Source organism: Ancylobacter sp. 3268, from assembly GCF_031456575.1.
GTDB lineage: Bacteria > Pseudomonadota > Alphaproteobacteria > Rhizobiales > Xanthobacteraceae > Ancylobacter.
In genome coordinates, this window is record NZ_JAVDUX010000013.1 from 97,378 (window position 1) to 111,046 (window position 13,669).

At 67.8% G+C, this 13,669-nt stretch carries 12 protein-coding genes; 7 read left to right on the forward strand and 5 right to left on the reverse strand.

Translation table 11 applies throughout. The features are described from left to right. Window positions 1-67 precede the first annotated feature (67 nt). Window positions 68-1,291, forward strand: a complete 1,224-nt coding sequence (locus J2X65_RS18490; protein WP_310203889.1) for an efflux RND transporter periplasmic adaptor subunit — start codon at window positions 68-70, stop codon at window positions 1,289-1,291. 17 nt (window positions 1,292-1,308) lie between these two features. Then, a complete protein-coding gene (locus tag J2X65_RS18495; RefSeq protein WP_310203892.1) occupies window positions 1,309-4,488 on the forward strand; it encodes a multidrug efflux RND transporter permease subunit in 3,180 nt (1,059 codons plus the stop codon). Window positions 4,489-4,566: 78 nt separating this feature from the next. Here the strand turns inward: J2X65_RS18495 and J2X65_RS18500 are convergent, their stop codons facing one another. Next, a complete protein-coding gene (locus tag J2X65_RS18500; protein ID WP_213363196.1) occupies window positions 4,567-5,187 on the reverse strand; it encodes a helix-turn-helix domain-containing protein in 621 nt (206 codons plus the stop codon). Window positions 5,188-5,346: 159 nt separating this feature from the next. Between J2X65_RS18500 and J2X65_RS18505 the strand changes: the two genes are divergently transcribed. Further along, window positions 5,347-6,348: a threonine/serine dehydratase gene (locus tag J2X65_RS18505; protein ID WP_310203895.1), complete on the forward strand. Its 1,002-nt coding sequence runs from the start codon at window positions 5,347-5,349 to the stop codon at window positions 6,346-6,348. 350 nt (window positions 6,349-6,698) lie between these two features. On the opposite strand, the gene J2X65_RS18510 is transcribed toward J2X65_RS18505, so the two are convergent. The 3 genes from J2X65_RS18510 to J2X65_RS18520 form a co-directional block, all read right to left on the reverse strand. Next, window positions 6,699-7,772 carry a glycosyltransferase family 1 protein gene (locus J2X65_RS18510; protein WP_310203898.1) on the reverse strand — a complete coding sequence of 358 codons (1,074 nt, stop codon included), beginning with the start codon at window positions 7,770-7,772 and terminating at the stop codon, window positions 6,699-6,701. After that, a complete protein-coding gene (locus tag J2X65_RS18515) occupies window positions 7,772-8,578 on the reverse strand; it encodes a UDP-2,3-diacylglucosamine diphosphatase (protein WP_310203901.1) in 807 nt (268 codons plus the stop codon). Before J2X65_RS18515 ends, J2X65_RS18510 begins: the two co-directional genes overlap by 1 nt. A gap of 117 nt (window positions 8,579-8,695) precedes the next feature. Next, complete coding sequence (locus J2X65_RS18520) at window positions 8,696-9,289, reverse strand: LysE family translocator (protein WP_310203903.1); 594 nt, start codon at window positions 9,287-9,289, stop codon at window positions 8,696-8,698. Between the two features lie 202 nt (window positions 9,290-9,491). Here J2X65_RS18520 and J2X65_RS18525 point away from each other — a divergent pair, with 202 nt between their 5' ends. After that, a complete protein-coding gene (locus J2X65_RS18525; RefSeq protein ID WP_310203906.1) occupies window positions 9,492-10,340 on the forward strand; it encodes a fumarylacetoacetate hydrolase family protein in 849 nt (282 codons plus the stop codon). Window positions 10,341-10,410: 70 nt separating this feature from the next. Here J2X65_RS18525 and J2X65_RS18530 read toward each other — a convergent pair whose 3' ends face one another. Next, window positions 10,411-11,223 carry a universal stress protein gene (locus tag J2X65_RS18530; protein WP_310203908.1) on the reverse strand — a complete coding sequence of 271 codons (813 nt, stop codon included), beginning with the start codon at window positions 11,221-11,223 and terminating at the stop codon, window positions 10,411-10,413. Between the two features lie 256 nt (window positions 11,224-11,479). On the opposite strand from J2X65_RS18530, the gene J2X65_RS18535 reads away from it, so the two are divergent. From J2X65_RS18535 to J2X65_RS18545, 3 genes are read left to right on the forward strand one after another with little or no spacing between them, the layout of a single operon-like run. After that, window positions 11,480-11,920: a cytochrome c gene (locus J2X65_RS18535; RefSeq protein ID WP_310203909.1), complete on the forward strand. Its 441-nt coding sequence runs from the start codon at window positions 11,480-11,482 to the stop codon at window positions 11,918-11,920. A gap of 1 nt (window position 11,921) precedes the next feature. Next, window positions 11,922-12,671 (forward strand): cytochrome b/b6 domain-containing protein, encoded by a 750-nt coding sequence (locus J2X65_RS18540; protein WP_310203911.1) that lies wholly within the window; start codon window positions 11,922-11,924, stop codon window positions 12,669-12,671. Window positions 12,672-12,724: 53 nt separating this feature from the next. Then, the gene (locus J2X65_RS18545) at window positions 12,725-13,657 is read left to right on the forward strand and encodes a DMT family transporter (RefSeq protein WP_310203914.1); all 933 of its coding nucleotides are present in this window, start codon (window positions 12,725-12,727) and stop codon (window positions 13,655-13,657) included. Window positions 13,658-13,669 lie beyond the last annotated feature (12 nt).

The following is a 13,669-nucleotide window of genomic DNA, read 5'->3' on the forward strand; positions in this document are numbered from 1 at the left end:
GGCCCCCGTCGGACGGCGCGACGCGTTTGTCGAGCGCGTTGCCGATACACGTTCCGGAGTTGAACTCATGACGTTTCCTGCGCTTCGCCGTTTTGCCCCCGTTCTCGTGCTCGCCGCCCTCGGCTTCGGCCTTGCCGCCTGCTCGGATCAGAAGCAGCAGGGGGGCGGTGCGCCGCAGGCGGCGCCGGTGACGGTCGCCAAGCCGCAGGTCAAGCAGATCACCGACTATGACGAATATGTCGGGCGCTTCACCGCCGTGGATCTGGTGCAGGTCTATGCGCGGGTGTCGGGCTATCTCGACAAGATCAACTTCACCGACGGCCAGCTGGTGAAGAAGGGGGATCAGCTCTTCGGCATCGACCCGCGCCCCTATCAGGTGGCGCTGGACCAGGCGAAGGCGAATCTCGCGCGCTCGCAGGCGGATCTCGACTTCGCGATCTCCGATCTGCAGCGGGCGCAGACGCTGATCGAGGATCGGGTCTCGACGGCGATTTCCAAGCAGACCTTCGACCAGCGCCAGCAGACCGAACGCTCGGCGCGCGCGCAGGTGGCGGCGAACCAGGCGGCGGTGCAGGCCGCCCAGCTCGACCTCGAATTCACCACGCTGACCTCGCCGGTCAACGGCCGCATGGGCGATCGCCGGGTCTCCATCGGCAACCTTGTCACCGGCGGGCAGGGCGGCAGCACCAACACGCTGCTCGCCACCATCGTTTCGACCGACCCGATCTATTTCGAGTTCACCTTCGACGAGGCTTCCTACATCCGCTACCAGCAGATGGAGAAGATCAGCCGCACCTCCGGTTCCATCGCCTCCATCCCGGTCAGCCTCGGCCTCATTTCCGAGAGCGGCTTTCCGCACAAGGGCGAGATGAACTTCGTCGACAACGTGATCAACGAGAACACCGGCACCATTCGCGGTCGCGCGGTGTTCGCCAATCCCGACGGTTCCTTCACGCCCGGCATGTTCGGCCGCATCCGCGTGCCGGCCTCGCTGCCGCATGACGCGCTGCTGGTGCCGGACGTCGCCATCGGCACCGAACAGACCCGCAAATTCGTCTATGTGATGGCGCCGGGCAGCGAGCCGCAGGTGCCAAAGATCAAATACGTCACCCTCGGCCGGCAGGAAGACGGGCTGCGCGTCATCACCAGCGGTCTCGACAAGGACGACCTGGTGGTGGTGAACGGGCTGGTGCGCATTCGTCCGGGCGCCAAGGTGATCGGACAGCCGGAGCCGGCCAAGCCGGCCACCGCCCCGGCGGGCGAAGGCACCACCGCCAAGCCCGCCAACTGAGCGCGGGAGCGTCGGTCATGAAATTCTCGCACTTCTTCATCGATCGCCCGATCTTCGCCTCGGTGGTTTCCATCGTGGTGATGATCCTCGGCGCGGTCGCCTATATCTCGCTTCCCGTCGCGCAATATCCCGACATCGCCCCGCCGGTGGTGAACGTCACCGGCCAGTTTCCCGGCGCCTCGGCCGAGACGGTGGCGGATACCGTGGTCTCGCCGATCGAACAGCAGATCAACGGCGTGGAGGGGATGCTCTACATCTCCTCCAACTCCACAGCCGATGGCCGCTTCTCCATCGCCGTGACCTTCGACATCGGCACCGATCTCGATATCGCGCAGGTGCAGGTGCAGAACCGCGTCGCCACCGCGACGCCGCGCCTGCCGCAGGAGGTGCAGCAGATCGGCGTGACGGTGGCGAAGTCGTCGCCGGACATCCTAATGGTGGTGAGCCTGTTCTCGCCGGATGATACCCGCGACAGCCTGTTCATCTCCAACTACGCCAATCTGCAGATCAAGGACCAGCTGCAACGCGTGCCGGGCGTCGGCTCGATCACCGTGTTCGGCTCGCGCGACTATGCGATGCAGATCTGGCTCGACCCGCAGAAGCTGCAGGCGCTCAACCTCGCCCCCACCGACATCATCGCCGCTTTGCAGGCGCAGAACGTGCAGGTGGCCTCCGGCGTGCTGAACGCCCCGCCGGTGGAGAAGCAACTCGCCTTCCAGGTGGCGGTGCGCACGCTCGGCCGCCTGTCGACGCCGGAGGAGTTCGGCAACATCGTGGTGCGCCAGTCCGGCGCCGCCGTGGTGCGGCTGCGCGACGTCGCCCGCATCGACATCGAGGGCCAGGACAATTCCTCGATTTCCTATTTCGACTCCAAGCCCTCGGTAGCGCTCGGCATCTTCCAGCTGCCCGGCTCCAATGCGCTGTCGACCGGCCAGGCGATCGAGGCGGAGATCAAGCGCATCGCCGAGAGCTTCCCCGCCGGCATCACCTATTCGACCGCCTACAACCCGACGCAGTTCATCGCCGAATCCGTGCGCGCGGTGGAGCACACCATCTTCGAGGCGATCATACTGGTCGTCATCGTGGTGGTGCTGTTCCTGCAATCCTGGCGCGCGGCGATCATCCCGATCCTCGCCATCCCGGTGTCGCTGATCGGCACGTTCTTCATCATGAGCCTGTTCGGCTTCTCGCTGAACAACCTGTCTCTGTTCGGCCTCGTGCTGGCCATCGGCATCGTGGTCGACGACGCGATCGTGGTGGTGGAGAGCGTCGAGCACAATATCTCGACCGGCCTGTCGCCGCGCGACGCCGCCTACAAGACCATGGACGAGGTGGGCGGCGCGCTGGTCGCGATCTCGCTGGTGCTGGCCTCGGTGTTCATTCCCTCGGCCTTCATCACCGGCATCTCCGGCGAGTTCTACCGCCAATTCGCGCTCACCATCGCCGGCTCGACGCTGATCTCGCTGCTGGTGTCGCTGACGCTGTCGCCGGCGATGTGCGCGCTGCTGTTGAAGGCGCACGACCCCGACCACAAGCCGGCCTGGTATGCCCGGCCGATCACCGGCTTCTTCCATTACTTCAACAAGGGCTTCAACGGCCTGTCGCACGGCTATGCCTGGCTGACCGGCCGGCTGATGCGCTTCGCGGTGCTGGTGCTGATCGTCTATGGCGCCATCCTCGCCGGCGGTTTCGAGATGTTCCGCTCGACGCCGCAGGGCTTCATTCCGGCGCAGGACCGCGGCTATCTGATCGTCGCCTCCCAGCTGCCGGGCGGCGCCGCGCTCTCGCGCACCAATGAGGTGATGACCCGCGCGGCCAAGGAAGTGCTCGCCACGCCCGGCGTCGCCCATGTGGTGAACATCGTCGGCTTCTCCGGCGCCACCTTCACCAACGCGCCGAATGCCGGCGCCATGTTCGTGATCCTCGGCCCGGCCGACGAGCGGGCCAAGCATCCCGGCCAGTCGGCGGTGGCGATCCAGGGCGCGCTGTTCGGCAAGCTGGCCGCCATCCAGGAAGCCTTCATGATCGTGGTCATGCCGCCGCCGGTGAACGGCATCGGCAATGCCGGCGGCTACCGCATGATGATCGAGGACCGGGGCGGGCGCGGCTACGACGCGCTGCAGGGCGCCGTCTACGCCATGATGGGGCGGGCGAACCAGACGCCGGGGCTGAAGCAGGTCTATTCGCTGTTCGAGACCTCGACGCCGCAGCTGTTCCTCGACATCGACCGCACCAAGGCGCAGATGCTCGGCATCAACATGGCCGATGCCTTCGCCACGCTGCAAACCTATATCGGCTCCACCTATGTCAACGACTTCAACCTGTTCGGCCGCACCTACCGGGTGCAGGCGCAGGCGGATGCGCCCCATCGCCTGACACCGGAAGACGTGCTGAAGCTGAGGGTGAAGAACGCCAATGGCGAGACGGTGCCCTTCGGCTCCTTCGCCACGGTGCGGGACATCTCCGGTCCCTATCGCGTGCCGCGCTACAACCTCTATCCGGCGGCCGAACTCGACGGCGACGTCGCCGGCATCTCGCAGGGGCAGGCGATCCAGCTGATGCAGCAGATCGCCGCCGAGACGCTGCCGGACGGCTTCTCCTATGAGTGGACGGCGCTGGCCTACCAGCAGGTGCGGGCGGGCAACACGGCGATCTTTGCCTTCGGGCTCGGCGTGGTGTTCGTCTTCCTGGTGCTGGCGGCGCAATATGAAAGCCTGACCTTGCCCCTTGCGGTCATCCTCATCGTGCCGATGTGTCTGATCGCGGCCGTGGCGGGCATTCTCATCCGCGGCCAGGACAACAACATCCTCAGCCAGGTGGGCTTCATCGTGCTGATCGGCCTCGCGGCCAAGAACGCGATCTTGATCGTGGAGTTCGCCAAGCAGCTGGAAGACCGGGGATCCAGCCGCTTCGAGGCGGCGACCCAGGCCGCCCAGCTACGCCTGCGGCCGATCATCATGACCTCGCTGGCCTTCATCCTCGGGGTGGTGCCGCTGGTGATCGCCACCGGCGCCGGCTCGGAGCTGCGCCAGGCCCTCGGCACCGCGGTGTTCTCCGGCATGATCGGCGTGACCTTCTTCGGCCTCTTGTTCACGCCGACCTTCTATGTGGTGTGCCGCTGGCTGGCGAGCTTCGGCGAGAAGCGGCGTGCCCGCAGGGAAGAGGCGAAGGCGGCCGCGGCGAACGCCGCGCACTGACGCCGGTCGCCAGACAAAAGAAAAGGCCCCGTCGCCGTCGGCAGCGGGGCCTTTTTCATGCCGGGGCGGCTCGCGGGCTCAGTCCAGCACGGCAGCCTTCAACAGGCACACCATGGTGGCATGCGCCGGCTCGGTGCCGGTGTTGCGGATCACATGGCGGCGGTCGCAGCGATAGCGCAGCGTCTCGCCGGCGCGGGCGAGCTCGGTGACATCGGCGCATTCCACCTGCAATTCGCCGGAGAGCACCGACAGGCATTCGATGGAACCGCGCTGGTGGCCGTCCGACACCAGCTCGCCACCAGGTTCGGCGACGAAGTCGAACCATTGCAGCCATTCCACCGTCTTGATCCAGCCGGTGATGGTGAGGCGGCACTTGCCATCCTCCGACACCAGGATCGGCGTATCGGCGCGGGTGAGGTGCTCGACGAAGGGCTCGTCATCGGTGGCGGCGAGGAAGCGCTCGATGGAGACGTCCAGCGCCTGCGACAGCCGCCAGACCGTGGCCAGCGTCGGGTTGGTCTCGTTGCGCTCGATCTGGCTGATGATCGACTTGGCCACGCCCGACTGCTCGGAGAGCTCGGAAAGCGACAGATTGTAGGTCTTGCGCAGCCGCTGGATGGTGCGGCCGAGCTGGCCGGTGATCGCCAAGGCGCCGGCTTCCATGCCGCCACGATCCAAGCTGCGCGTGCGGCCTGACATAGTATTTCCTTCCTCTATGGAGCCGAATTTTACGGCGGCGGCCCCCGGCGGCGCAAGCGCGGGGACGGTGGAAGCAAGGGGGCGAACAATGTTGTGCTCAGCCAATGGTGCAACGACTTGGACGGTGCGCAATCGTTCGGGGGAGGGTAAGTTGCCGGCATGACCGAGCCGCTTCTCCCCAATTTCGACGATGTCGTTTCCGCCGCCGACCGCCTGCACGGCGTAGCGGTGCGTACCCCGCTGCTGAACTCGGCGCGCCTCGACGCGCTCACCGGCGGGCGGGTTTTCCTCAAGGCCGAGCCGTTGCAGCGCACCGGATCGTTCAAGTTCCGCGGCGCCTATAACCGCATCTCGCGGCTGCCCGACAGCCAGAAGACCGGCGGCGTGGTCGCCTGCTCCTCCGGCAACCATGCGCAGGGCGTGGCGGCGGCGGCGACGCTGATGGGCATGCCCTCGGTGATCGTGATGCCCAAGGACGCGCCGGCGATGAAGAAGGCGCGTACCCTCGCCTTCGGCGCCGAGGTGGTCGAATATGACCGTGAAACCGAGGACCGCGACGCCATCGCCCATGCCATCGCCACCGAGCGCGGCGCGGTGTTCGTGCCGCCCTATGACGATTTCCATGTCATTGCCGGGCAGGGCACGGTGGGGCTGGAAATCGTGCGGGACCTGTCGGGGCGCGACCTCGAGCCGGATGTGGTGCTCTCCAACGCCTCCGGCGGCGGGCTGATCTCCGGCATCGCGCTGGCGGTCAAGGAGATGTTTCCCGATGCGCGGGTGCTGACCGCCGAGCCGGCCGGCTTCGACGATCACGCACGCTCCTTCCGCTCCGGCGGGCGCGAGCGCAACAACCGCGTCGCCGGCTCGATCTGCGACGCGCTGCTGGCGGCGACGCCGGGACAGCTGACCTTCCAGATCTCCTCGCAACTGGTCGGCGAAGGTGTGTCGGCCACCGACGAAGAGGTGATGCGGGCAGTGGCCTTCGCCTTCGAGGAGCTGAAGCTGGTGGTGGAACCCGGCGGAGCGGTGGCGCTCGCCGCCGTCCTGGCCGGCAAGATCGACCTCGACGGCAAGGTGGCGGCGGTGGTGCTGTCCGGCGGCAATGTCGACGCCGCAATGTTCCAGCGCTGCCTGGATTTCGCGGCGAGCCGGCCGGCGTGAGGCGAGGGCCATCGAGCCGTCGACTTCGAGGGCTGGTTTCTCGTGCCCCTCATCCTGAGGGGCTGACCCAGAAGCGCTAAATGAATGAAGAAGCGCCCTCTTTCCGGTCGGGGAGAGGGCCGGGGTGAGGGATCTGCTTCGCCTCCCGATGGCGTCGCCCCTCACCGACCGGCTTCGCGGGTCACTTCTCCCCAACGGGGAGAGGGCTTGCGAGCCGGACACTCGGGATGAGGTTGCCGTCGGTGAAACCTGAGTTCTGGGCCAGGCTCACGATGACGGGTCTCATGGGATGAGAATTCCCGGCGGGTCCTTGGGATTACATCCCGCTGGAAGTTCGGCCGCGTCGCCGATCACCCCGCCAATGCGCGGGCGTGGTCGGCGGCGGTCTGCGCCTGCTCGACATTGTCGAGGAACTGCCTGGTGCAGGCCTGCCAGCTGTGGCGAAGCGCGAAGGCGCGGGGCGCCTCCCGCCCGATTTCCAGCGCGGCCAGTGCCGCGCGGCGCAGGTCGGTGTCGAGTACGCCGACCGGAGCGTCCGCCGGCGCCGAGCCGATGACATCCAGCGGCCCGGCGACCGGGAAGGCGGCGACCGGCAGTCCGCTCGCCAGCGCTTCCAGAAGCACGATGCCGAAGGTATCGGTGAGGCTCGGAAACACGAACACGTCCGCCGCCGCATAGGCGCGGGCGAGCGCGGCGCCTTCGCGCAGGCCGAGGAAGCGGGCATCCGGGTGCTTGGCCTGCAATTCGGCGCGGGCCGGGCCGTCACCCACCACCAGCTTGCTGCCGGGCAGATCGAGATCGAGGAACGCGCCGATGTTCTTCTCCACCGCCACCCGGCCGACATAGAGGAAGATCGGCCGCGGCAGATCGAGCAGCGGGTCGGCCGCGCGGTCGGCGGCACGCTCGGCCTCGTCGCGCGGCCGGAACAGCTCGGAATCGACGCCGCGCGACCAGTGCATCAGCCGCAGGAAGCCGCGCTTTCGCAGCTCCGCCTCGATAGTGGCGGTGGCGACCATGATGCCGGCCCCGGCATTGTGGAAGCGGCGCAGCCACGCATAGGACAGCGCGCGCGGCACCGGGGCGCGGGCGGCGAGATATTCCGGGAAGCGGGTGTGATAGCTGGTGGTGAACACCCGGCCGCGCGAGAGGCAGACCCGGCGGGCCAGCACGCCGATCGGGCCTTCGGTGGCGATGTGCACGAAATCGGCACCGATATCGTCCATCCGCCGCGCCACCATGGCGCGGGTGGCCAGCGCCAGCCGCACCTCGGGATAGGTCGGCATCGGCACGGTGCGGAAATCCTGCGGCGTCAGGAAGGAGACGCGCGCGCCGAAGGCGGAGGCCTCGCGTGCGGTGTGCTCCAGCGAGCGGACTACGCCGTTCACCTGCGGCGCCCAGGCATCGGAGGCGATGAGGATGTGCATCAGGCGGCGACTTTCGGGGCGGGGAGCGCCAGCGGCTCGCTGACGCCTTCGCGGGACCGGCGCGCCCAGTCGATCATCTCGAAGCGGCCGTCGGGATGCTCGACGATGGCGGTGCAGCTCTCCACCCAGTCGCCGCAATTGAGATAGTCGACACCGAAGCGGTCGTGCATGACGGCGTGGTGGATGTGGCCGCAGATGACGCCATCCACCTTGTGCCGGCGCGCCTCGTTCGCCACCGCTTCCTCGAAGCGGCCGATGAAATTGACCGCGTTCTTCACCTTGAGCTTGGCCCACTGGCTCAGCGACCAGTAGGGGAAACCCAGCTTGCGGCGGATCCAGTTGAGATAGGTGTTGACGCCGAGAGCGGCGGTGTAGGCGCCGTCGCCGAGGAAGGCCAGCCATTTGGCGTGGCGCACCACGACGTCGAAGACGTCGCCATGGATGATGAGGAAGCGCCGGCCGTCGGCGGCCTCGTGAATGGCGGTCTCCACCACTTCGATGCCGCCGAAATGGCTGCCGTAATAGTCGCGCAGGAATTCGTCGTGATTGCCCGGCAGATAGACGATGCGCGCGCCCTTGCGGCCCTTGCGCAGCAGCTTCTGCACCACATCGTTATGGGCCTGCGGCCAATACCAGCCGGTACGCAGCCGCCAGCCGTCGACGATATCGCCGACGAGGTAGATGGTATCGGCCTCGTGCCAGCGCAGGAAATCCAACAGCATGTCCGCCTGGCAGCCCTTGGTACCGAGATGCACGTCGGACAGGAAGATGGTGCGGTAGCGGCGCGCGTCGGGTGCGTCGTTCACTGCGAAGGACCTCCCCGCTGCGCGCCACGACAAGGCCGGGCCAGCGCTCCATAGGGTCATGGCGGCAGATAGCCCGACTCGGATCACGCTTTTATGACGATTGCCGCCTCGCGGAATTCAGAGGAACAGCGTGACCACGCTGAGCGCCACCAGCGACCCCATGACGATATTGAGGATGCGGTGCTGCCGCGGCGTCGAGAGCAGCCGGCCGATGAGCACGCCGAAGCCGGCCCACACCGCAAGGCAGGGCAGGCTGAGCAGGCCCAGCACCAGGGCGATGAGCAGCACTTCGGCGATGAGGTCGCCGCCCGGCGTGGTGAAGGCCGGGATGACGCCGAGCGCCAAGGCCCAGGCCTTGGGGTTCACCCATTGGAACAGCGCCGATTGCAGGAAGGTCGGCGGCCGCTCCATGGCGGTGCTGCCGATGCCGCCCGCCGCGCCGGCGATCTTCCAGGCGAGGAACAGCAGATAAGCGCCGCCGGCGATCTTGAGCATCCAGTGCAGCTGCGGCATGGCGACGAACAGGCCACCCAGCCCCATCCCGACCGCGATCACCATGACGGCGAAGCCGACGGCGACGCCGAGGATCTGCGGCACGGTGCGGCGAAAGCCGAAAGCGGCGCCGGTACCGGCCGAGATCATGTTGTTCGGCCCGGGCGTGATGCCGCCAGCGAGTCCGAACAGGATGAGGGAGAGGATCGGCACGCTCACGGGAACACCTTGGGGATGGCGGCGCCATGCCCGCCGACGCCACAGCTAGTGGCGCCGGGGCCGTGCCGCAACCCGAAATCGACCTCGGACCCGCGAAAGCGGGATGTGATCCGGCGACGCGAAGAGGGAGCCGCGCCGGGTTGCCTCGCGCCGCCGGCCGGACGATGATCCGCGCCCGCCCGATCAAAGTGAGGATGACGGAATGAGACTGGTGCGTTTCGGCGCTCCCGGACAGGAGAAGCCCGGCCTGCTCGACGCCAACGACGTGGTGCGCGACCTGAGCGGGGTGGTGGACGATATTGGCGGCGCTAAGCTTAGCCCTGCCGGCCTTGCGCGGCTCAGGGCGATCGAGCCGGCCTCGTTGCCGGCGGCGCCGCCGGGCGTGCGGCTCGGTGCCTGCGTGGCCCGGCCGGGCCACTTCATCGCCGTCGGGCTCAACTATGCCGATCATGCCGAGGAATCCGGCATGGCGATCCCGGCCGAGCCGGTGCTGTTCTCCAAAGCGCCGAACTGCATCGTCGGGCCGAATGACGACGTCATCCAGCCCAGGGGCTCGACCAAGCTCGACTGGGAGGTGGAGCTCGGCATCGTCATCGGTTCGCGCGCCCGCTATGTCGAGGAGAAGGATGCGCGCGCGCATATCGCCGGCTTCTGCCTCGCCAACGATGTTTCCGAGCGCGCCTTCCAGATCGAGCGCGGCGGCCAGTGGATCAAGGGCAAGAGCTGCGAGACCTTCGGGCCGCTCGGTCCCTTCCTCGCCACCCCGGACGAGATCGACGACGTGCAGAAGCTTGCCATGTGGTGCGACGTGAACGGCGAGCGGCGCCAGCGCGGCTCCACCGCGACCATGATCTTCGGCGTCGACTTCCTGGTGTCCTATATCAGCCAGTTCATGGTGCTCGATGTCGGCGACGTCATCATCACCGGCACGCCGCCCGGCGTCGGGCTCGGCATGAAGCCGCCGCTCTACCTGAAGCCGGGTGACGTGATGACGCTCGGCATAGAGGGGCTGGGCGAGCAGCGCCAGAAGGTGGTGCCCTTCGAGGGATGAGAGAACCGGCCGGGCGGCGGGGGCCGCCCGGCGGATCATGCGCGGCCGGCGGTGGCGCGCCGGTCGACCTTCAATGGGCGCAGAGCAGCGGCAGCGGCGGATCGGCGATTAACGAGGCGGTGACGCCGCCCAGCACCAGCTCGGTGAGGCGCGGCCGGCTATAGGCGCCCATCACCAGCAGATCGGCCTGATAGGCGGCGGCCTCCGCGGCGATCACTTTGGCGGCGTCGCCCTCGACATGCTTATGCTCGACGTTGACGCCGTGGGTCTTGAGGAAATCGGCAAGGCGCGCGCCGCTCTGCGACGTCGCGGCGCCGTTCTCGCCGACGGTCAGCACCAGCACCTGATCGGCGGCGGCGAGCAGCGGCAGGGCGAGGCGGACGGCATGGCCGGCCTCGCGCGAGGGCTTCCACGCCACCACCACGCGGCCGATGCGGGCCGAAAGCTTCTTGCCGGTCGGCACGACCACCACCGGCGCGGTGGAGGTGAGGGCCAGATGCTCCGGCAGGATGGCGGCGAGCTCGTCATCGGTGGTGCCGGAGACGGTCTCGCTCACCACCGTTATATCGGCGAAATCGGCGGCGCCGCGCAGTTCGCCGGTCACCTCGCCATCCACCACTTTCCACTCGGCGGCGACGCCGGCGGCGGCGACGGCGGCATCGAAGCGCGCCCGGATCGCTGTTTCCTTCTCGCGCGCCTCGCGCTTCAGCTCGTTCACATAAATGGACAAGGCGCGGCCGACCCGCGGCACACCGGCCGGATACAGGGTGTAGAGCGCAAGCAGCCGGGCGCCCGCCTGCTTTGCCAGGGCCAGGGCATAGGCGAGCCGGTCGTCGAAGCCGCTATCGGGAGCGGCATGGAGAAGGACGGTGCGGATGGACATGGTTCCACTTTCTTTCGGTCGGCGTTTCCCACGCAGTGTTTTGACGCTACGTCACGCCGGCGCCGGAAAATATTAGGTAAACCACGATCGGCGAAAACCTGTGTCGCCGTCGCGCTCTACGCCGCCGTCGCCGCGGGTGGAAAAGGCGATCACGAGCGCGCGATGCACCTTGTATTGCGTTGCAGCAGATTGGAGCCGCACTAATCTGGCGCGCGCCGGGATACCCAGTTCGCCCGGTGTTGCAGGGAGCGCATTCATGATGAGCCGTAAGGCGGCCTTTGCCGTCGCCGCCGTGATTTCCGCCGTCGCCGCCACGTCCGTCCTCGCCCAGGATCCGATTGCCGAGCGCGAGAAGCTGATGAAGGAGTGGGGCCAGGCGACGCGTCCGGTCGGCGCCATGCTGAAGGGAAGCCAGCCTTTCGACCTCGCCGCGGTGCAGGCGGCCCTGGACAGCTACGCCAAGCATGCGGCCACGATGCCCTCGCTATTCCCCGCCGGCTCGGGTGGCGGCACCACCGAGGCGCTGCCGGCGGTGTGGACGCAGAATGCCGAGTTCAATGCGCTGTTCGTCAAGTTCGGCGCCGACGCCGCCGCCGCCCGGGCGGCGATCACCGACGAGGCGAGCTTCAAGGCGAACTTCCCCGACGTGGTCCGCACCTGCGGCACCTGCCACCAGACGTTCCGCGCCAAGAGCTGAGATGTCTCAAACCGAAATGTATCCGGCGGAGGCGGCCCGCTCCGGCAGGTCGCGGAGCGCGCAGGCCAGGCAGGTGACGGTGCTGGCCTGGGACTTGCCGACGCGGCTGGCGAAATGGACGCTGGCGGCGCTGGTCGGGCTCGCCTTCGCCAGTAAATATTACGGCGATGTCGGGCTGGTCTGGCACATGTGGAACGGCCTCGCCATTCTGACCGTGCTGGTGTTCCGGCTGTTGTGGGGCGTCGTCGGCGGCAGCACGGCGCGCTTCCTCGGCTTCCTGCGCGGGCCCGTCGCGGCGGTTTCCTATGTGCGGGGGCTGGTGACCGGCAGGAAGGTGGCCTATCTCGGCCACAACCCGCTGGGCGGCTGGATGACCATCGCCCTGCTCGCGGCGGTGGGGGGGCAGGCGATCGCCGGGCTCTACACCACCGACGACATCATGGTGGACGGGCCGATGGTGGCGGCGGCGAGCGGCGAGGCGATCTCGCTCGGCTCCATGCTGCATCAACGCATCTATCCGATCCTGCTGGGGCTGATCGGCCTGCATGTGGTGGCCAACATCGCCTATTCGCTGTTCGGCGGCGACAACCTCGTCAAGGCGATGATCACCGGGCACAAGCCGGCGAGCGCCTATGCCGATCGCGCGGCGGCGACGCCGGGGTCGATCGCGGCGGCGCTGGCCTGCCTTGCGGCATCGGCGGCGATCGTGTTCGGCGGGATCGCGCTCGCGGGTGGAAATCCTTTTCCCTGACGCATTCCCGCCCTGCGGAAGATCATCTTGTCGCAAGGCGGGACTCATGCTCCATGGCGCGCATGAACGCGCTCAAGGGGATCGCGCTGCAGATCGGCGCGACCTTCGTCTTCACCATCATGGCTGCCATGGTCCGCATCGTCTCGGAACGGATTCCGACCGGCGAGGTGGTGTTCGCGCGTTCCTTCTTCGCGCTGTTCCCGCTGATGGCGCTGCTGGCCCTGCGCAACGAGATCGGCGCGGCGGTGCGCACCGCCCATCCGCTCGGGCATGTGCTGCGCGGCATCATCGGCGTTCTGGCCATGAGCCTGTCCTTCACCGCCCTTGCCTTTCTGCCGCTCGCCGACGCCACCGCCATCGGTTTCACCGCGCCGCTGATCACCGTGGCGCTGGCGGCGGTGACGCTGGGCGAGCGGGTGCAGTTCTATCGCTGGGCGGCAGTGGCGGTGGGCCTTGCCGGCGTGGTGGTGATGCTGTGGCCGCATATTGGCGGCGGGTTCGAGACACGCGAAAGCGCCATCGGCGCCACCTGTGCGCTGGTCGGCGCCTTCTGCACCGCTGGCGCCATGGTGCAGGTGCGGCGTCTGACCGCCACCGAGAGCACGGCGGCGATCGTGTTCTATTTCCAGTCGCTGGCGGCGGTTGCCGGCCTCGCCACCGCGGCCTGGGGCTGGGTGCTGCCGGGCTGGGGTGACGCGGCACTGCTGATCACCATCGGCCTGTTCGGCGGCGTGGGCCAGATCCTGCTCACCGAGAGCTACCGCTTTGCGCCGGCCTCGGTGGTGGCGCCGTTCAACTATTCGGCGATGCTGTGGTCGCTGCTGCTCGGCTTCGTGCTGTTCGGCGAAATACCGCCGCTGCTGGTCGTGGCCGGCGGCCTGATCGTCATCGGCGCCGGGCTGTTCGTCATCCTGCGCGAGCGCCAGCTCGGGGTGAGGCGGGAGGAGGATGCCGCAGCCGGACCGCCCGGCGGTCCGGCGACTTGACTTCACTCGCGG

Bases quoted from the DNA above. Each gene is read 5' to 3' on its own strand.
- J2X65_RS18530 (WP_310203908.1), bottom strand. From the start codon at position 11,223: ATGTCCATCCGCACCGTCCTTCTCCATGCCGCTCCCGATAGCGGCTTC.
- J2X65_RS18545 (WP_310203914.1), top strand. From the start codon at position 12,725: ATGGCGCGCATGAACGCGCTCAAGGGGATCGCGCTGCAGATCGGCGCG.
- J2X65_RS18510 (WP_310203898.1), bottom strand. From the start codon at position 7,772: ATGCACATCCTCATCGCCTCCGATGCCTGGGCGCCGCAGGTGAACGGC.
- J2X65_RS18505 (WP_310203895.1), top strand. From the start codon at position 5,347: ATGACCGAGCCGCTTCTCCCCAATTTCGACGATGTCGTTTCCGCCGCC.
- J2X65_RS18490 (WP_310203889.1), top strand. From the start codon at position 68: ATGACGTTTCCTGCGCTTCGCCGTTTTGCCCCCGTTCTCGTGCTCGCC.
- J2X65_RS18500 (WP_213363196.1), bottom strand. From the start codon at position 5,187: ATGTCAGGCCGCACGCGCAGCTTGGATCGTGGCGGCATGGAAGCCGGC.
- J2X65_RS18535 (WP_310203909.1), top strand. From the start codon at position 11,480: ATGATGAGCCGTAAGGCGGCCTTTGCCGTCGCCGCCGTGATTTCCGCC.
- J2X65_RS18540 (WP_310203911.1), top strand. From the start codon at position 11,922: ATGTCTCAAACCGAAATGTATCCGGCGGAGGCGGCCCGCTCCGGCAGG.
- J2X65_RS18495 (WP_310203892.1), top strand. From the start codon at position 1,309: ATGAAATTCTCGCACTTCTTCATCGATCGCCCGATCTTCGCCTCGGTG.
- J2X65_RS18525 (WP_310203906.1), top strand. From the start codon at position 9,492: ATGAGACTGGTGCGTTTCGGCGCTCCCGGACAGGAGAAGCCCGGCCTG.